This is a genomic window from Adlercreutzia aquisgranensis (assembly GCF_943193145.1).
In the GTDB taxonomy this organism is placed as follows: domain Bacteria; phylum Actinomycetota; class Coriobacteriia; order Coriobacteriales; family Eggerthellaceae; genus Xiamenia; species Xiamenia aquisgranensis.
Map to the genome: position 1 here is coordinate 1 of NZ_CALPDA010000006.1, position 18,369 is coordinate 18,369.

Sequence of the window (18,369 nt, forward strand, 5' to 3'; positions counted from 1 at the left end):
CGTCGTATCTGATCCTAAGGTCTGATGGCATAAAGAAGCCTCCCATTTCTCGTGTCCAAGAAATGGGAGGCAGTACATCTATGCCTCGGGGGGTTCTGTATTTTGCTGGGCCGACTGGAGTGGGTAAGACGGAAATGGCGAAAGCGATAGCCGAGCTTGTTTTCGCAGATGAGCAGGCGTTGATTCGATTTGATATGTCTGAGTTTCAGGATGACCATGCAAAAATACGATTGGTGGGAGCGCCGCCGAGCTATGTTGGGTACGGTTCGGGGGGCGAGCTGACCAATGCTGTTAGGGAGAGGCCGCATTCTATCATCCTGTTTGATGAGATGGATAAAGCGGGGCGTGAAGTGAACGACCTCTTTTTACAGATTTTGTCCGATGGCCGTCTGACAGATGGGTCGGGAAGAACCGCTATGTTCAACGAGTCCCTGATTATCTTTACCTCGAACCAAGGCGTCGCTGCTGCAGGCAGTGCTCTGAACGTTGACATGTCGATTCCAGAGGAAGCGCTGGGATACGAGCGGACGATTCGGGAGGCGGTAGAACGGCATTTCCGCGAAGAGCTGGGCAGGCCCGAGATTCTTGGGAGGTTGGGGGATAACATCGTCGTGTTTCACCCGATGCAGGGGCAGGTTGCTTACGATTTGGCCGATAAGTTTATAGACAACATACTCTCCAACGTAAGGATACGCGTTGGCAGCACTGTAGTCTTGAGCGACCAGGCAAGAACATCCCTGGTAAACGCCGCTATCGCTCCTGCCCATCTTGCTAACGGAGGGAGGGGAATTGCCAATGCGCTAGAGGAGCTCTTGGTCAATCCCCTTGGGCGGGCCCTATTTGATGGAGGATCGGGTCAAACGATTGTCGTGAGCGATGTGGTTGCTCTCGAAGATGGTGCGCCTCGCCTGGTTTATGGGGGAGAGTCGTGATTCGGGTTAATCGCCTTGCATATCCCGTGACAACCCTGGGCTTCGGCAAAAGGATTGCGCTATGGGTTCAGGGGTGCGGCCGAAAGTGTCCGGGATGCTCGGCGCATGATACATGGGACTATGACGGTGGAAAGCCCGTCGAAGAACTTTTGCTGGCCTACGACGTTGCCGGAATTGCTATCGTCGAAGACGCTGTTGGCGTGACTATTACCGGTGGAGAGCCGTTTGATCAGGCGGATGCAGTTGCGAGTTTCGTAGCGTTGCTTAGGGCGACGCTAGAAGAACGCGATCCGCGACGAGGCAAAGAATTCGACGTCCTGATTTACACGGGGATGGGCGCTGACGAGGCCGCTGCTCGCTCTCGTTGCCTCTGGGCGGCAGGGGATGCGTTTGTGTGCGGCCCGTATCGAGAGAACGAGCCGTCAGCAAACCCCCTTTTTGGAAGCGGGAATCAGGAACTCGTCTGCGTTACTACGCGCGGGCGCAGACATCTTGACTTTGGCGCGGTGGGATCGCGCCATGTAATTCAGTACTCCCTTGGGGCGGGCGATTTGTCTTTTGCTGGAATCACGAGAGCGGGAGATCTTGGCCGCATGGAAAGAGAGCTCAGGAGCAGGGGAATACGATTCGGGGTGGTTTCGTGGCAGGGTTGATTGTTTGTCCACTGTGCCATCAGGAGCATGGTGATGATTGGTGCCCGACATTTTTGACTGAGATACCCGAGCCCACTTCAGGGGGCAGTTCGGTAGAAGAGGACGCGCAAAGCGGCAGTGGGACATCTGGCGTCGAAGGCGCCAGACCAGAGGCTTCCACTGCCTCGCTTAATCGCTTTGCTTGCGAGAGATGTGGGTTTGAAAATGGGCCCGGGGAACAACGATGCGGACAATGCGGCGAGGAATTACGCCCGGCGGGCATGACGCAGCGTGAGGCTCGGCCGGTTTTCCTTAGGTTTCCGTCTGGCAGAAGCGTTGAGCTCGGGCTGGGGGTTGAAGAGCGTATCGGAAGGGGGTGTTCGAATCGGAGCATTGCGGAGGAGCTGGGGTGCTTCTCGACGGTATCACGAAGGCATTGCAGTCTTTTCGTTGGCTCGGACGGAAGAACCGTTACGGTTCGGGATGAGGGCTCGATGAACGGGACGCGAGTAGGGGAAGACTCGGCGCCTCTTAGGGAGGGCGAGCTGAGAACCGCAGTGCTTCCCGTTCGCATCCGCCTAGGGCAGAGCGTTGAGTTGTATATCGAGTAGGGAGAGTGAATGGATCACGTGAGGCTAGCGGCAGCGCCTTCTGAGGCTCGTGAGATGGCGCGCGTGTCGCTAAGCGTAGCTGGCGCGACAACTGTAGGACCGACGCGTCAAGAGAACCAAGATGCGGTAGTGGTGGGAGGGATGCTCACCCAGGAGAGCGGCAGGCCTTTGCTCTATGCTGGAAATCTGCAAGAGTTCTTTCTGGCTGCGGTAGTCGACGGCATGGGTGGATACGAGGGCGGTAGGATGGCGGCCTCCTTGGTTGCTACGCGACTTACGGATATTGTTCCCGATGGCGAGGGGGCGCCCTTCGATGCGTGGGTGACCGATCTGTCCAAAGCAGTTGCCAATGTTGGCCGAGTTTGTGGAGCTCCCAACATGGGGGCGGCGTTCGCCATGGTCGCCCTCGTTGATGAGGGAGTCTTCCTGGCAAACGTGGGGGACTGCAGAATCTATCGAAAAATAGGGCAGTACAGCGCCGTTTTGAGCGAGGACGATCGTGTTGGTGATGGGTCGTCGGCGTTGAGTCAGGCAGTGGGAGGATGTGTCGACCTTGACGCCCACAGTGTTCTTCTGCCCTACGGAGTTGATTCGCAGCGCTTCATCATATGCTCCGATGGCGTGTGGGAAACCTTGAGGGCCGACGAGTTAGTCTCGCTGTGCGATCTAGGGCAATGCCCAGAACAGGCAACGCTTGCTGTTGTTTCCGCCTGCGAGAGTCGTGGGGCTAAGGACAACTGCTCGGTCATCGTTTTGGATATAGTGGTGGGTTAAACATGGCACACGAAACGCCAGATTTCGATCTTACGGAAGCTGAAGCCGACGTAACGACGCCTGCGGAGACGCCGACGGTGGTGGAGGGCGGCTTGTATGCGGATACGGTTCGCGAACTTTCTGGAGATGCGTGCGACGCGGAGATTCAGACTTGCAAAGAAGGACTGATCGGAGAGGTGCCCAGAGGAGGCCGCTCTCGAATCAACCTTCCGGCTGAGATCTCTCGTCGCTTCGACTGGGTAAGGGATATTGATTCGCGCGGCGCGGAGGCTGACCTGTGTCTCGTGAGGGACCGCTCGTCTGGCGATCTTTTGGTGCTGAAGTATTACAGGAACGGCATCCATCCCGATCCCCTGGTTATGGATGCGGTGGTTCAGGCGGACTCTCAGCATACCGCACGCGTGATTGACTATCACGATGACGGACGTGACGCATGGGAGGTGCAGGAGTACTACCCTCTCGGTTCGCTCCGGAGCTATTTGGACGAGACGCCGATTCCTCCAGAGGGGGATCGGATTCGCATGGTGGAGGAGATCGCCGAGGCGATCAGGTATTTGCATGATCTTGGGGGCGGAATATCGCATCGCGATATTAAGCCGTCCAACATTCTTGTTAGGGGTCTGCAGCCGATCGACTTGGTTCTGACCGACTTCGGGCTCGCGCAAGTCCAGAGGAGCATCACGCATCTGACAACGCGTGCCCAGGGAACCTGGCTTTACGCAGCTCCCGAGGTTCACAATCGAGAGACATCGCCGCGATCCGACTGGTTTTCGCTCGGTGCAATCGTTTACGAGCTATGCGTCGGGCGGCCCCTGTTCAGTCGACCAGACGGTACGCCGATGAGCTCGAACGACGCGCTTGTTTGCTGCGTCAAAGGCGAGTACTCCTCGGAGGGCGTCCAAGATGAGCGCTGGGCTATGCTCGTTGATGGGCTTACGACTTACGATAGGGACCGAAGGTGGGGATACCAAGAAGTTTCATTGTGGTTGGGCGGAGGGTCTCCCGAGGTCTTTAGGGAAGAGGTACGAGGTCCCCATCGCAATGCGCAGCCGATTTCGTTCCAGCCCGAATGGAGCCCTTCGTTGGCTTCGAGTCCGGAAGAGCTTGCGGAACTTATAAGGGGGCATTGGGTTGGAGCCGCTCAGGAATGGATGGGTCGCCCGCCCAAGACAACCCTTTCATTTCTCGGCCGTTTCGGGCTGCAGGATGAAGCTCAGATTATCGCAACGCTCCCCGAGCATCCCGACGCAAAGCTGGTTCGCCTGCAGCATCTTCTCGATCCCGGCTCGACCCCGGCGTATAAGGGCTTGGCTCTGGACACGGATTCCCTGAGGGCCCAAATCGAGAAATGCGCTTTGGGTGATAAGGAGGCGGAGGCGTGGCTCTTCGGCGTGTTTGACTCGAACATCCTCGGCGTGATGGCTGAGATAAGGGGCGACGCTGCGCTCGCGGGGGCGGCGTTTAAGTTGCGTGAATGGAAAAAGCAGGCAAACGCCGTTGTGGCGTTGGTGCCCGACGATAGGAAGGCGCTTGCCGAGAAGGCCATGCGGGTTTACTTGCCGGAGCTGTTCCAGTCGGCATTTGAGCTGGGTGGTAAAGAAAATGACGGTTAGTCACCGGAGATGGTTAGGGGTGAGCGGGAGGCATTCTCTCCTCTTTGTCTCTGCGCGGGCGAACGCAGGAGACGAGTTCCGTAGGGTTGCGGCTGCCAAAGCTCGCTCTCTAGCGGGGAACTATTCGTACTCGCAGGGGTGGGCGGAAGGCGTTGCTTCCGCAGTGAGGGCCGCGGACGACGATGCGTTAGGGACGTTTTTGGTTGCTTCTGCAGTGCTTAGCAGGGAGCCTGTTCTTCCCGACATGCCTGGCTTGGTGAATGAGGAACGCCGCGGCGTCCTCGATGCTCGCTGTGCGTTCGTACGGGTTTTCTATCGACGAGTGCTGTTTGCGATGGCGTGCGCTTTTACCCTGTCTTGCTCGTTGGTGATTGCAGCGTCCTTTGCATGGGGTTTCTGGCACGGTCCTCGCTTGGATTATTTCAGTTTCGCTCTTTCCATTTTGTCTGGTGGGGCGATTGCCTCTGCTGCATGCGGCAGACTGCTTTCTCTGGACGCCGATAGAAGCTTTATTTCAGCTGCTGTCGCAGGTGGAGCTGCGGGGGTGGCGGCTACGGCTGCGACATGGTTCATTGCCCCTCTGTCGGCTCTAGCGTTTTGGTTCGCGTGGACGGTCTTGCGAGACATTGAGGACCGTCTGTTTCGCTTGGAGGAGGTGCGTACTGCATCATGAGCGACTCAACCTCGGCTGTAGCTGCTGTGCCTGGGTTTGTGCAGCAGGCGCGCCAGATGTGCGAGCGAGCTTCGGCAGGCGATAGCTGGGTTTCCCGCGTGGCCGAATTGGTCGGGGTTTCTTCCGACCATGACCTTGGAACGATGGCGATGGCATGCGCTGCTCTTTCGACGTTGCATCCGTCGGAGCTGGAGATGGGGGAGGTAGCCGGGCAAGATGCGACTCGAATAGAGCAAGAAGGCACGCCGCTGGTGACGGGGGAGCCTGCGGTAGATGATGTCATGGCTGCCCGCGCCGATTCCGGGGGCGAAATGAGGGTTACCGCAAGGCGATTCGCAGCGCTTGCGGGAAGCGTAGAGGGAGCGTTGGCCGGGCTGTTCGCCTTCGTCGGTTACCCAGGTGCGGTGTTTCTTGTCGCTCTATCTGCGGGAGTCGGCTGTTTGCCTGCGGCAATTGCTTCTTCGGTGCTTAGGCGATTTAGTCCTGCAGGCAGGCCGTACGGCATTGGAGAGTTTGTTGCAAAATGTATCTTCGTGTCTGCAATAATACTTTCGTTCTTCATAACATTTATTCGGGGTGTGAGCGGATAGGATTGCTTATGACTCTCGCCGTACCAGGTAACCAATGTTTGAAAAGCGTATGACAGAAGTCGATAGATGTATGCAGGAAGGCTGTTAGAAAGGGGTTTGATATGCGGAAACTGACAAGTGTTATCGTGTCGATCCTTCTGATGTTTAGCCTTGTTGGGCTGGGAGGCTGCTACCGTTCCTCAGACCCTTCGAAGAGCGCTCCTGCGAGCGAGAACGTTGCTAAGAAAAGCCAAGAAAAGCAAGATGGCGGGTCGAGTCAGAAAGACAGCGCGAGAGACTTGCCGCAGCCAAAGCCAGAAGCGAAAAGCGAGTCGGCTCCCGTTCCCGAGCCGGAATACGAGGATTCTCGCTGGCCGACCAACAACCCAACGCTGCTCGAGGTGCCCGAGTCGGAAAGGTGGTACAACGCCTGGGATCAAGCGTGGACAAACTGTACGGTCGTTGGTCCCGTAAAGAAGGTTTACCAGGCGAAGGACTCTTACGGCATGCCGATATTCGTCGATATTGGCGAAGCGTATCCCGGCGCAAACCGCGTGACTTTGGTCATCTGGGCTGAATCGCTGGGGGACTTAGAAGAGATGCTCAACGACGTTGCTGGCGGCGGGGCGTGGCTTTCCGTCACTGGATATCTAAGCGTCTACAATGACACGCTGCAATTCAATATCGACGATGGTCCCATCTCTTTCCAGTGGTGGGCGAAGTCGTAGTAGCAGCTTTGCCGGGCATCGAAATTGAAGTCTAAGGGAGGGCGCGCTTGCTGTTCTCTTTGCGTCTCTCTGCTGCGGCATCGCTAGCCCCTTTAAAGGTAATGCCATCGTTTTGTTTAGGAGCAAACATGAAGCTACTTCGCAAGACCATTCTTCTCTGCGTTGTCTTTGCGTCCGTTGTTTTGATTACCGCTGGTTGCGTGAGTGGCTCGAATTCAAATCGTGGTCCCGAAAGCGCCCCTGCGCATTCGAAGGGCTACTACGAAGGACTATGGGTTTGCTCGGGGTTTGAACACGATGGAACCGTGATCTCTTTCAACGCGCTGATACCGGAGGCCAGGGAGCTGTATCCCTACCTTCTGCTCACCCTTGAGGATGGCAAACTCGGCGGAGTCATGGAGATCGAGAATGGAAGTGGCGACCCCAAAACGCTCCTGATGGGCGAATGGGAGCCCATAGGCGAGGGCGTAAGGATAGGCGACGCGCGGTTCCAACTTGAAGGAAGCCGTCTTGTCGCCGAGCAAAGCGATGCGTTGCTCTACTTTGAGAGGATTATTCCAGGGGATCAGCTTTACGTCGGAACGATTCGATACAACGACGTCTCCTTCGACGCACCAATCGAGTTGGTGTACCTTCATGATGGGATAAGTCCCGACGCCGACGGCTATGGCGTCGCGTCGTCCTATCGAGCTGACGGGCCGTCCCTCTACATGGCAGCCAAGTCGACCGACCTCCAAGATATAACTGAGGCAGCCGATTACTTTGCTGGCTACGAAGATTGTTTTACGAGCGTCGGCGGGATCAACTGTTTTGTCCTGTTTGACGAAGAGAATCTCTGCTCGGATGTTGAGTTCGTTTATGACGGCAATTGGTATACAATCGAATTCCACTACTCAAACGAAGATGTCGTGGAATACTCCGAATACGCAGAAACGTTTTACACCACATTGCGAATTGGCGATGCGGAGAATAGTTACGCGGACGGAGATAGCGCGGGCTCTTCCGAGGCGGGCGGGGAGACTGCGGTTCCCGCAGGTGCGATTTCGTGGCAGGATGCATCTCAGCACATAGGGGAGCTCGTGACGGTTTACGGATCGGTGGTAGGTTCGAATTATGCCAGCTCGAGCAATGGTGCGCCTACGTTCCTCGACTTGGGGGCAGCTTATCCGAATGAGAGCCGTGTTTCCGTCGTCATCTGGGGCGAGGACAGGCCAGCATTCCCGGAAGCGCCTGAAGCTATGTATGCGGGCCAAACGGTTTGCGTAACAGGCGTAATCTACGTATACAACGACGTGTGCAACATCGAGGTGACATCCCCGTCGCAGATTCAGGTGCTGTAGCCGCGAGGAGTTGGCTCTTCGCTTGTGTCTTTTCGCAAAAGAAAGGCGGCTGCCTCAAGATCGAATCGGGGTTGTGCCGGCAGAGGCGAGGCTTAACGCGCAGGAGCGCGCGATCGTCGACTTGCTGAACGAGCGGGGTCCTCGGGGCCGAGTGCAGATAGAGGAGGCGCTTCGGATCGGCAGGATGAGCGCGCTGCGGTCCCTCAAAAAGCTCGCGGAAGGCGGCGCGGTCGCCGTCGAGGGGCGGGGCCGAGGCGCGAAGTACGGGGCGTAGCCCCTGGTCGCTTTCGCACACTTGCCTGATAGGCAAGAGGAAGCGCGAGGGTTTCGGGTTCGATGCGGTTATGTTCGATTGCGCCGTCCTGGGTCAGGACGGTCGTTTCGTCGTCGAACGTCAGCAGGAGCTTCGGATTGCCGTTGCGGGTCGTTCTTGGTATTACGGCAATTTGCAGGATTCGCTCCGATATTTTATAAGATTCAATCCGATATTTTGTAGAATGCAATCCGATATTTTATAACACCCCAGGTGAGGAGTTTGCATTCGTGGAGAAACCGGGATACATCCCGCGCATCATCGATTCCTCGGTCGAGCTGTATTTGCAGGCGTTCGGGGCGGTCGAGATCGCGGGAACCATGTGGTCCGGAAAAACATGGACTTCCGAGCGACATGCCTCAAGCGAGATAAGCCTCGTCGACCGGCAAGCGCGGCAGCTCGCCGAAATCGACCCCTCGGCGGTTCTGGCGGGCACGCTGCCTCGCGTGATCGATGAATGGCAGGTTGTTCCCGAGATTTGGGATGCGGTGCGTCGCAGGATAGACGACGAAGGCGGCAGGAAAGGGTTGTACCTTCTCACGGGGTCGTCGTCCCCTGCGCGAGGCGGGACCGTGCATAGCGGCGCGGGGAGAATCGCCCGATTGCGCATGTGGCCCATGACGCTCCTGGAGGCGGGGGCCTCCGACGGGTCGGTCTCCCTTGTGGCGCTCTTCGACGGGATTTTCGAGAGCGGGCCCGTCGAAACCGATCTCGCTCGCTTGGCGGAGCTGATTTGCCGGGGAGGCTGGCCCTCGTCCATCTCCTTGCCCCAAGAGCTGGCCCAGCTGGTACCTGGGAGCTATCTGGACGCATTCCTCGAATCGTCCCGCAGCAAGACACCGCTTAGCCAAGACCAGCTCAAAACCCTCATGGGGTCTCTTGCGAGGAACGTGGGGTCGGCGGCAACCTACGAGACGCTGGCGAAGGACGTGTTCGGCGTGCAGGAGGTTACGGCTACCATGAGGCAAGCGGTCACGGCGGCTGTCGAGTTGCTGGAAAGGCACTACGTCGTGTCGGCTCTCCCGGGATGGGATGCGCCGATAAAGTCGCCCCGGCGGCTTAGGACCAAGCCGAAGCGGGTCTTCGCCGACCCGTCGCTTCCGGCTGCGTTGCTGGGAGTTAATCCGCGGGGCCTGATGGGCAACCTGCAGCTTTTCGGGCAGTTGTTCGAGGAGCTTTGCCTTCGCGACCTCGCCGTCTACGCTCAAGCGGTTTCAGGAGGAGGGCAGAACTCCTTGCGCTACTATCGCGACTCGGACGGGCTCGAGGTTGACGCCGTCGTCGAGCTTGCGGATGGGAGGTGGGGCGCCTTCGAGATAAAGCTTGGGGCAAACAAGGTAGACGCGGCCGAGCGGAGCCTCTTAAGGCTGGCGGCAAAGATTGCGGCTAACCCTGCTGCCAGGAACCCCGAACCTTCGTTCCTTGCGGTCCTTACGGGGAAGACCGATTTCAAATACCGCACGAAAAGCGGCGTCTTCGTGCTGCCGATTACTTGCCTCGCGCCCTAAGCGCTCCCCACGCGGGCCGCCGGACGGCCTGCGTGGGGAGCGCTTAGGCGAGTCGGCTCGCCTCTACTCCCCGGGGTCGTCCAGCAGCTCGGCGTCAGACACGTCGGCTTCTTCGCCTTCCGCGGCGCCCGCATCTGCCGCCTTCGCCTCGCGGGCTTCGTCCAGCAGGGCCTTCATGGTGGGGTTGCCGCGGGTCAGGCGCTTCACGGTCAGGTCCTCGGCCTTGTCGTTGGCCAGGCGCAGGTTGCGCTCCGAGCCAATCAGGTGCTCCTTGATCTTCTGCAGGTGCTCGATGGACTTGTCGATCTCGTCGATGGCCTTCTGGAACCTCTCCGACGCCAGGCGGTAGTTGCGCCCGAACTTGTCCTTGAAGTCGGCCAGCTGGTCCTCGAAGCGCGTGACGTCGACGTTCTGCTGGCGCACCGCCTCAAGCTCCTTGCGGTAGCCAAGCGACGAGAGCGCGGCGTTTCGCAGCAGCGTGATGATGGGGATGAAGAACTGCGGGCGGATGACGTACATCTTCTCGAAGCGGTAGGACACGTCGGTGATGCCGGCGTTGTACAGCTCGTTCTCCGGCTCCAGCAGCGACACCAGCACCGCGTACTCGCAGCCCTTCTTGCGTCGGTCGGAGTCCAGCTTCTTGAAGTGCGATTCGTTGGTCTTGCGATGCGTGGAGTCGTCCGCCTCGTTCTTCATCTCGAACATGATGGAGACGATCTCGTTGCCCTCCTCGTCGAAGTCGCGGAAGACGAAGTCGCCCTTCGTGCCCTCCACCACCTCGTTGTCCTTCTCGAAGTAGGCGCGGGGGAAGGCGGTGGGGCGCAGGCGGTTGAACTCCACCTCGCAGTGCTGCTCCAGGCTTTCGCCCAGCATCTTCGTGGAAAGGCGCGCCCGCATGTCCTGGATGCGCTCGATCTCGCGCTCGCGGTCGGCGATGAGCTCGTCTTTGGCCGCCAGCTTCTCGGCCAGCGCCGCCTGGGCCTCCGCCTGCACGCGGGCGAGCTCGGCCTCGGCACGCTGGGATTGCGATTTCAGCTCGTCCCGGGCGCGCTCGGCGGCGTTGCGCAGCTCGTCACGCTCGCGCTCCACGGCAGCCTGCTCGTCCTTGGCCTTGGCCAGCGCCTGGGACACGGCCAGCTGCGACTCCACGGCAGCTTGCTGCTGGGCGGCCTTCAGTTGCTGGGCAAGCTCGTCGCGCTCGCGCTCCGCGGCGTGCAGACGGTCGGCTTCGGCGGCTACGGCCTTGCTCACGGCCAGGTCGCGCTCCGCATCGGCCTTCTCGGCTTGCGACTGGGCTTGGGCGCGCAGGCTCTCGACCTGGCGCTTCAGTTCGGCTTTCTCGCTCTGAGCGGCCAGTTCCAGCTCCGCCTCGCGGGCGCGCAGGCGCTCTTCCTGGGCTGCCAGCTGCCCGTCCCGTTCGGCCAGCTGGGCGCGCAGGGCCTCCTCGGCCTGCGACACCGCCAGGGCGATTTCCTGCTTGCGGCTCTCCTCGGCCAGCGACAGGCGCGCGTGCACCTCCTGCTCGAACTCCTTGGTGCGTACCTGGCTCAGGAGCTCGGCGTACTGGCCCTCGTCGACGGTGAAGGCCTTGCCGCAATGGGGGCACTTGATTTCGCTCATGGCTGTCCTTCCGGTTTGGCGGCGCGGCGGTTTGCGTCGGGTGCGCAGGTTAATGGGAGAGATGATACCGCAGGGGGCCTCTCAGCGGTGTCCCAGAAAGGGGTCTTGGCTCGGTAGATTTCAGGTGCGCGATGTGCTACGCCCGAACCCCCAGCGCTTCCGCCCACGCGTCCTCCTTGAATCCGGGGATGACGGTTTCATCCGTGACCAGCAGCGGGCGCTTCACCAGCATGCCGTTCGTGGCCAGCAAGGCGTACTGCGCCTCGTCGGTCATGGTCGGCAGCTTCTCCGACAGGCCCATCTCGCGGTAGAGCATGCCGCTGGTGTTGAAGAAGCGGCGCAGGGGCAGCCCGCTGAGCTCGCGCCAGCGGCGCAGCTCGTCGGCCGTGGGGTTGTCGGCCACGATGTCGCGGTCGGCGTAGTCGGCACCTGCGGCATCCAGCCACGCCTTGGCCTTCTTGCAGGTGGAGCACTTCGGGTATTCCAGAAAGAGCGCGCGCTGGGCCATGGGGACTCCTGGTTCGTAGTCGCGGGCATGCACGTTCGGCGCCGGCCATTGTACCGCACGGCGGCGCGGCGCGGCTGGTCATGCGTCGAAAGCGGGGAAGTGCGCTTGCCAGGGTGGCGCTGCGCGACAAAGAGGACGTGCGGTGTACGAGGCGCCGCTTCCCGATGTCGCTTTCTGCCAGATTCCTGAAACATCTAACGCTCGTTTCCGATCGAGCCGGCTCCGCTTCGGTCGCGATCTGCGATCAAAGCGATGCCGGTTCGCCTGTCCCGTCTGCATGATCCAGCACCGCAGGCTGCGTGGTTGCCTGTCATCGTTTTGCCAGCATGCGCTCGTATCCTTGAAGGTGCAGCGAACGCATGGGGCGAGGAGGAGCGATGGGCAAGTATGGCACGGGCGAGAGGTTCGCCGTTGCGGCGGAAAACGAGGACGAATTGATGATGGACCTTCCGCTTTCCAACAGCGCGATGTTCACCCGCGTGATGTCTGACCCCGAGCTGTTTCGGCAGCTGGCCGAGGTGGTTACGGGGGTGAGGCTGGAGCCTTCGACGGACAACAACGTCGAGCAGACGATCGAGCCGGTTATCGGAGCGCGGGGAGTGCGTATGGATGTGGTCGCCGCCGACGATGGGCGGGTGATCGACGTGGAGATGCAGGCTCGCTCCGAGCCGAGCCTCGGCAAGCGGCTTCGCTATTACCAGTCGACGCTCGATGTCCATCACCTTCGGAAAGGGGAAGATTACAGCTGCCTTCGGGAGAGCTTCATCGTTTTTCTTTGCACGTTCGATGCGTTTGGGCTGGGGCTTCCGGCTTATCACCTCGAGCGGGCGTGCGCCGAGAGCGCCGAGGTGCATGTGGGCGACGAGAGCCATTGGACCGTTCTGAATGCGAGCGCCTACAAGGGGGAGACGCATCGCGAGCTCGCCGCCGTGCTAGAATACGTCGCAACAGGCAGCGTCCGCAAAGATGATCCTTTCGTGAACAGGGTCGACGCGGCGGTGCGGCACGCAAACGGCGATCGGAAGTGGGTGGAGCAGGTGTACTCGGTTATGAGTTACGAGGAAAACGTGCGCATGCGCTACAGCATCCTGGCAAGGCAGGAGGTTGCCGAGAAAGTTGCCGAGAAGGTCGCCGAAGAGGTCGAGGAAAAGCTCGCCGCCGTCCGGCAAGAGGCCGTGGCCGAAGGCCGCGCCGAAGGTCGCGAGGAAGGTCGCGAGGAAGGCCGCGAGGAAGGCCGCGCCGAAGGTCGCGAGGAGGGCCGCGAGGAAGAGCGGGCCGCCGTGTCTCGCCTTGCTGCCGCCCTCAAGGCCGAAGGACGTGAAAGCGAGTTGATTGAGGCGCTGTCCGACTCCGGCGCCCTTGCCGCCCTCATGCGGGAATACGGGTGCTGAGCGCATCCGGCTGCAAGAACCTCCGTGGCCTCTGCGCCCACCCCGCCCTTCTTTCTGTCGATTATTTCGACCGACGGTGCGAGCGCGCGTTGCCCTAGGTCGAAGTGGCTATAATAGGCCCACTACCAATCGGGAGGCCCGCGTGGCCCAGGTTGGCGGGATGCTTCCGAGCTGCCCTCGGAGCGCCTGGCGGCCTGCGGACGGCGACCTCGCACCACGACGCGCGATGGAGGATACATGGCATTCTATTTCGATGAACCGTCCCGTACTTTCAACGAGTATCTGCTGGTGCCGGGCCATACGCCCGCCGATTGCACGCCGGCTGCGGTGTCGCTGCGCACGCCTCTGGTGAAGTACCGCAAGGGACAGGAAGAATGCCCCATCTCCCTGAACGTGCCCATGGTGTCCGCCATCATGGCCGCTGTCTCCGACGACCGCATGGCCGTGGCGCTGGCTACCCAGGGCGGCCTGTCGTTCATCTACGGCAACCAGACCATCGAAAGCGAAGCGGCCATGGTGGCCCGCGTGAAGGACTACAAGGCCGGCTTCGTCACCTCCGATGCGAACCTGTCGCCGGACATGACCTTGGGCGACGTCGTGGAGCTCAAGGAGCAGTACGGCCACTCCACCATGCCCGTCACCGCCGACGGCACCGCCCACGGCAAGCTGGTGGGCATCGTCACCGAGCGCGACTACCGTCTGTCCCGCATGAGCCTGGACGAGAAGGTGGCCGACTTCATGACCCCGCGCGAGAAGCTGATCGTGGCGCCCGCCGACGTTACGTTGAAGGCCGCCAACGACATCATCTGGGAGCACAAACTGAATTCGCTACCCGTGGTTGACGGCAACGATTGCCTGGTCAGCCTGGTGTTCCGCAAGGACTACGACTCCCACAAGGAAAACCCCGACGAGATGCTGGACACCCACAAGCGCTACATGGTGGGCGCTGGCATCAACTCCCGCGACTATGCCGAGCGCGTGCCGGCGCTGGTGGAGGCCGGGGCCGACGTGCTGTGCATCGACAGCTCCGAGGGCTATTCCGACTGGCAGAAGATGACCATCCAGTGGGTGCGCGACCATTACGGCGACGACGTCAAGATCGGCGCGGGCAACGTGGTGGACCGCGAGGGCTTCCGCTTCCTGGCCGACGCGGGTGCCGACTTCGTGAAGATCGGCATCGGCGGCGGGTCCATCTGCATCACCCGCGAGACCAAGGGCATCGGACGCGGCCAGGCGACCGCGGTCATCGAGGTGGCCAAGGCCCGCGACGAGTACTTCCGCGAGACCGGCGTCTACGTGCCCATCTGCTCCGACGGCGGCATCGTCTACGACCATCACATCTCGCTGGCGCTGGCCATGGGGTCGGATTTCGTGATGCTGGGCCGCTACTTCGCCCGCTTCGACGAAAGCCCCTCGGCCAAGGTCATGGTCAACGGCACCTATATGAAGGAGTATTGGGGTGAGGGTTCGGCGCGCGCCCGCAACTGGGGCCGTTACGACTTGGGCGGCAAGAAGAAGTCGCTGTCCTTCGAAGAGGGCGTGGACAGCTACGTTCCCTACGCCGGCAGCCTGAAGGACAACATGGACGTGACGTTGCTGAAGCTGAAGAGCACCATGTGCAACTGCGGCGCGCTCACCATCCCCGACTTCCAGGACAAGGCCAAGCTCACGCTGGTGTCCGCCACCTCCATCGTGGAAGGCGGCGCCCACGACGTGCTGCTGAAGGACAAGGCGCCTTTCGCTAGCAACACGCGCTAGCCTGCGTCTGATTCGTTCGCGAACGGAAGCCCGGTCGGTATCGGCCGGGCTTTTTCGTTGCCGGGGTGCGCGCGGCGGGCGACCGGCGGCGATGGAGCAGCGGAGCGGTTGCGCTGGCGGACGGCAGGCGGCTAGAGCGCAGGCGGCAAGCGGCGGCTAGGGTGCTCCTCCCCGTTCCTTCTGCGGAATGCCGAATACAAGCAGTTGCGCAAAATACCCCCAGGGGGTATAGTGGCCAAAACGACAAGTCGGAAGGAGCGCCTATGGGCGAATCGACAGCGGCGACGAAAAGACCGGCCGTTGCGGCATCGGACGAGGCTTCGGCAGGGGAGTGCTCCTGCCGCAGCAAAGCGACGCCGCGCAGCCAGGAACTGCAGGCCGACGTGCAGAAGCGGCTGAACCGGGCCATCGGGCAGCTGAACGGCGTGAAGGCCATGATCGAGGAGAACCGCTACTGCGGCGACGTGCTCACCCAGCTGGCGGCTGCGGAAAGCGCGGTGCGGCGCGTGTCGGAGCTGGTGCTGGCCGAGCATATGCGCACCTGCGTGGTGGAGGAAATCCGGGGCGGCAACGACGAGGTGGTGGACGAGGCTATGGCGCTCATCCGCCGCTTCATGTAAGGACGGTGCAACGTGGAAACCATACGGCTGGCCGTGGCGGTCATGCATTGCAAGAACTGCGCAGCGAACGTGACGAGGCACTACGAAGCGGTTTCCGGCGTCTCGTCGGTGGAGGTGGACCTGGACGGCCAGCAGGTCAGCGTAACCTACGACCCGGCGCAGGCGACCGTGGACGACCTGCTGCATGCCCTGGATGATACCGACTTCCAGGTGGCGGTCATGCCCGATAGCGGCCCGCACCCCTTCGCCGAGGCGCTTGCGGCCGAAGCCGAGAAGAAGGCGCGCGAGGCGGCGCAGAAGGCCGCAGCCGAGCAGGCGGAAGGCGGCAGCGCGGACGAGGCGCCCGCCGACCTTCCCCCCGCCAAGCTGCGCATCGCCATCGACGGCATGCACTGCGCGAACTGCGCAGCAACCATCGAGAAAGCTTACGGCAAGACGCCCGGCGTCGTGAGCTGCAGCGTGAACCTGGCCAACAACACCGGCATCGTGGAGTTCGACCCGGCCCGCGCCTCCGTCGATGACATGCTGCGCGTGTTCGACAACCTTTCGTTTTCCGCCGAGGTCATCCCTGACGACGCCCCCATGGTCGACGAGAACCGCCGCGCCAAGGAAGCGGCCAGCCGTCGCCACGACCTGAAGGTACTCGGCATCTCGGTGGCGCTGACCGCCGCCATCTTCTGCATCGGCATGGTTCCCGGCTGGCATATGGCGGTGGGCCACTGGCTGGCGGGCCTGTTCGCGGCCGACCCCACCCATGTCCAGTCCATGTTCGCGGCCAATGTTTTGCTGCTGGTGCTCACCGTTCCCGTGCAGTTCGGCTGCGGCGCGCGGTTCTACAAGGGGGCGGTCGGCTCGCTCAGAAGCGGCTCGGCCAACATGGACGTGCTGGTGGCGCTGGGCACCAGCATCGCGTTCCTCTTCTCGCTGTGGATCACGTTCCTGCCGTTGATGTGGGGCGATTGGACCAACGAAGAATCGCTTTCCATCAACGGCGGCATGCCCTACTACGAAACCTGCGCCATGCTCATCACCTTCGTGCTGCTGGGCAAGATTCTGGAGGCGCGGGCGAAGGGGGCCACGAACCAGGCCATCGAGGCGCTCATGAACCTGACGCCGCCCACGGCCTGGGTGTTGCGCGGCGGCAAGCAGGAGGAAGTGCCGCTTGCCCAGGTGATGGCGGGCGATACGGTGCTGGTGCGTCCGGGCGAGAAGGTGCCGGTGGACGGTGTTGTGGTGTCGGGCCGCTCGGAAGTGGACGAGTCCATGCTCACCGGCGAGGCGCTTCCCGTGCTGAAGGAGGCCGGCGCCCAAGTGACCGGCGGCACGTCGAACACCACGGGCTCGCTTACGGTGCGGGCGCTGCGGGTGGGGAAGGACTCAACGCTGGCGCGCATCGTGCGGGCGGTTGAGGACGCTCAGGGCTCGAAGGCCCCGGTCCAGCGTATGGCCGACAAGATTGCCTCGGTGTTCGTGCCCGCCATCCTGGTCATCGCGGCGATCACGTTCCTGGCATGGTTTCTGTTCGTGCCGCCCGAGAGCGTGCAGACCCTGATCCAGCAGTCGCTGCTGCCCGCCATCGCCGTTATCGTGGTGGCGTGCCCTTGCGCCTTGGGCCTTGCCACCCCCACGGCGCTCATGGTGGGCATGGGGCGCGGCGCCCAGCTGGGGGTGCTCATCAAGGACGGCGAGGTGCTTGAGCGCGTGTGCCACCTGAGCGACGCCGTGTTCGACAAGACCGGCACGCTCACCGTAGGGCAGCCCCAGGTGGTGGAGTGCTCGGTGTCGCCCGAGAACCTGCGTCTGGCGGCGGCGGTGGAGGTGCTGAGCGAGCATCCGCTGGCCGGGGCCGTGGTGGGTTATGCCGCCAGCACGGGTACCTTGGGCGAAGCCGTGCGGGAGGCCTACCGCCAGGCGCATCTGTCCAACGCCGCCCGCACTCCTCAGGTGGACGGCAAGGCCGCAACCGATAAGGAGGTGCAGGGCCTCTACGCCCGCGCGCTTGCCCAGGCCCTTCCCAAGGTGGTCGACTTCGAAGCCGTGGTGGGCAAGGGCGTGAGCGGCGTCGTGGAGGGGCATCGGGTGTTCGTGGGCTCGTCGGTCGAGGTCGACGGGCGGGAGGCCGGCGCGTTCGTCTTCCGCGACCAGCCCAAGCCCGGTGCCGCCGGCGCCTTGCAGCAGCTCCGGCGCGACTTCGGCGTGGAAAGCTACATGGTGACCGGCGACGCGCTGGCGCCGGCGTTGGAAGTGGCCGGCGAGGTAGGCATCGCCTCCGAGAACGTGTTCGCCTGCGTGAAGCCGTTGCAGAAGGCCGAGCGCGTGCAGGAGGTGAAGGCCCGGGCGCAGGCCGAAGCGGACCGCGGGGCCGACGGCCGCGGCACGAAGGCCCCGGTGGTGGCCTTCGTGGGCGACGGCATCAACGACGCGCCTGCCCTGGCCGCAGCCGATGTGGGCGTGGCTATGGCCTCGGGCACCGACGTGGCCCTGGACGCGGGCTCGGTGGTGCTCATGCGCAACAACCTGTCCGATTTGGTGGTGGCGGTGCGCCTGTCGAAGGCCACCATGCGCAAGATCAAGCAGAACCTGTTCTGGGCGCTCATCTACAACTGCATCATGATCCCGCTGGCCGCCGTGGGCATCCTGGCCCCCGCCCTGGCCGGTGCCGCCATGGCCTTCTCCAGCGTGTCCGTGGTCAGCAACTCGCTGCTGCTCAAGCGCTTCAAGGGATAGGGCTCATGCAAAAGGGACCCGAGGTTCTCGGGTCCCTTGCGAGGAGTCAGCT

Annotated in this window: 14 protein-coding genes and 1 pseudogene; 13 read left to right on the forward strand and 2 right to left on the reverse strand. The window is 61.8% G+C overall.

The window, feature by feature from the left end:
* The 9 genes and pseudogenes from NFR41_RS04520 to NFR41_RS04550 form a co-directional block, all read left to right on the forward strand.
* Positions 1-932: AAA family ATPase (locus NFR41_RS04520; RefSeq protein ID WP_251230885.1), on the forward strand; the 932-nt coding region annotated here is incomplete at its 5' end.
* A 26-nt stretch (positions 933-958) separates the two neighbouring features.
* Positions 959-1,585 (forward strand): 4Fe-4S cluster-binding domain-containing protein, encoded by a 627-nt coding sequence (locus NFR41_RS10580; protein ID WP_432762691.1) that lies wholly within the window; start codon positions 959-961, stop codon positions 1,583-1,585.
* 260 nt (positions 1,586-1,845) lie between these two features.
* Complete coding sequence (locus tag NFR41_RS10585) at positions 1,846-2,175, forward strand: FHA domain-containing protein (RefSeq protein WP_432762688.1); 330 nt, start codon at positions 1,846-1,848, stop codon at positions 2,173-2,175.
* Positions 2,176-2,316: 141 nt separating this feature from the next.
* Positions 2,317-2,808, forward strand: a pseudogene (locus tag NFR41_RS10590) (PP2C family protein-serine/threonine phosphatase); the annotation flags it as partial.
* 143 nt (positions 2,809-2,951) lie between these two features.
* Positions 2,952-4,562, forward strand: coding sequence for a serine/threonine-protein kinase (locus NFR41_RS04530; protein WP_251230887.1), 1,611 nt, complete (start codon positions 2,952-2,954; stop codon positions 4,560-4,562).
* 669 nt (positions 4,563-5,231) lie between these two features.
* Positions 5,232-5,825 carry a hypothetical protein gene (locus tag NFR41_RS04535; protein ID WP_251230888.1) on the forward strand — a complete coding sequence of 198 codons (594 nt, stop codon included), beginning with the start codon at positions 5,232-5,234 and terminating at the stop codon, positions 5,823-5,825.
* Between the two features lie 101 nt (positions 5,826-5,926).
* Entirely contained in the window at positions 5,927-6,532 is a 606-nt protein-coding gene (locus NFR41_RS04540; protein ID WP_251230889.1) for a hypothetical protein, read from the forward strand.
* A 128-nt stretch (positions 6,533-6,660) separates the two neighbouring features.
* The gene (locus NFR41_RS04545) at positions 6,661-7,872 is read left to right on the forward strand and encodes a hypothetical protein (RefSeq protein WP_251230890.1); all 1,212 of its coding nucleotides are present in this window, start codon (positions 6,661-6,663) and stop codon (positions 7,870-7,872) included.
* 597 nt (positions 7,873-8,469) lie between these two features.
* Positions 8,470-9,693: an ATP-binding protein gene (locus NFR41_RS04550; RefSeq protein ID WP_251230891.1), complete on the forward strand. Its 1,224-nt coding sequence runs from the start codon at positions 8,470-8,472 to the stop codon at positions 9,691-9,693.
* Positions 9,694-9,756: 63 nt separating this feature from the next.
* On the opposite strand, the gene NFR41_RS04555 is transcribed toward NFR41_RS04550, so the two are convergent.
* Positions 9,757-11,313, reverse strand: coding sequence for a DUF2130 domain-containing protein (locus tag NFR41_RS04555; RefSeq protein WP_251230892.1), 1,557 nt, complete (start codon positions 11,311-11,313; stop codon positions 9,757-9,759).
* A 136-nt stretch (positions 11,314-11,449) separates the two neighbouring features.
* Positions 11,450-11,821 (reverse strand): arsenate reductase family protein, encoded by a 372-nt coding sequence (locus tag NFR41_RS04560; protein ID WP_251230893.1) that lies wholly within the window; start codon positions 11,819-11,821, stop codon positions 11,450-11,452.
* Between the two features lie 377 nt (positions 11,822-12,198).
* Between NFR41_RS04560 and NFR41_RS04565 the strand changes: the two genes are divergently transcribed.
* The 4 genes from NFR41_RS04565 (at position 12,199) to NFR41_RS04580 (ending at position 18,317) form a co-directional block, all read left to right on the forward strand.
* Positions 12,199-13,212 (forward strand): Rpn family recombination-promoting nuclease/putative transposase, encoded by a 1,014-nt coding sequence (locus tag NFR41_RS04565; protein WP_251230894.1) that lies wholly within the window; start codon positions 12,199-12,201, stop codon positions 13,210-13,212.
* A 237-nt stretch (positions 13,213-13,449) separates the two neighbouring features.
* A complete protein-coding gene (locus tag NFR41_RS04570) occupies positions 13,450-14,970 on the forward strand; it encodes an IMP dehydrogenase (RefSeq protein ID WP_251230895.1) in 1,521 nt (506 codons plus the stop codon).
* A gap of 263 nt (positions 14,971-15,233) precedes the next feature.
* Positions 15,234-15,590: a metal-sensing transcriptional repressor gene (locus NFR41_RS04575; protein WP_251230896.1), complete on the forward strand. Its 357-nt coding sequence runs from the start codon at positions 15,234-15,236 to the stop codon at positions 15,588-15,590.
* A 12-nt stretch (positions 15,591-15,602) separates the two neighbouring features.
* Positions 15,603-18,317 carry a heavy metal translocating P-type ATPase gene (locus NFR41_RS04580; RefSeq protein WP_251230897.1) on the forward strand — a complete coding sequence of 905 codons (2,715 nt, stop codon included), beginning with the start codon at positions 15,603-15,605 and terminating at the stop codon, positions 18,315-18,317.
* Positions 18,318-18,369 lie beyond the last annotated feature (52 nt).

Excerpts from the sequence above, each read along its gene's own strand:
- NFR41_RS10585 (WP_432762688.1), top strand. The coding sequence starts at position 1,846 with ATGACGCAGCGTGAGGCTCGGCCGGTTTTCCTTAGGTTTCCGTCTGGC.
- NFR41_RS04530 (WP_251230887.1), top strand. The coding sequence starts at position 2,952 with ATGGCACACGAAACGCCAGATTTCGATCTTACGGAAGCTGAAGCCGAC.
- NFR41_RS04535 (WP_251230888.1), top strand. The coding sequence starts at position 5,232 with ATGAGCGACTCAACCTCGGCTGTAGCTGCTGTGCCTGGGTTTGTGCAG.
- NFR41_RS04540 (WP_251230889.1), top strand. The coding sequence starts at position 5,927 with ATGCGGAAACTGACAAGTGTTATCGTGTCGATCCTTCTGATGTTTAGC.
- NFR41_RS04545 (WP_251230890.1), top strand. The coding sequence starts at position 6,661 with ATGAAGCTACTTCGCAAGACCATTCTTCTCTGCGTTGTCTTTGCGTCC.
- NFR41_RS04555 (WP_251230892.1), bottom strand. The coding sequence starts at position 11,313 with ATGAGCGAAATCAAGTGCCCCCATTGCGGCAAGGCCTTCACCGTCGAC.
- NFR41_RS04560 (WP_251230893.1), bottom strand. The coding sequence starts at position 11,821 with ATGGCCCAGCGCGCGCTCTTTCTGGAATACCCGAAGTGCTCCACCTGC.
- NFR41_RS04565 (WP_251230894.1), top strand. The coding sequence starts at position 12,199 with ATGGGCAAGTATGGCACGGGCGAGAGGTTCGCCGTTGCGGCGGAAAAC.
- NFR41_RS04570 (WP_251230895.1), top strand. The coding sequence starts at position 13,450 with ATGGCATTCTATTTCGATGAACCGTCCCGTACTTTCAACGAGTATCTG.
- NFR41_RS04575 (WP_251230896.1), top strand. The coding sequence starts at position 15,234 with ATGGGCGAATCGACAGCGGCGACGAAAAGACCGGCCGTTGCGGCATCG.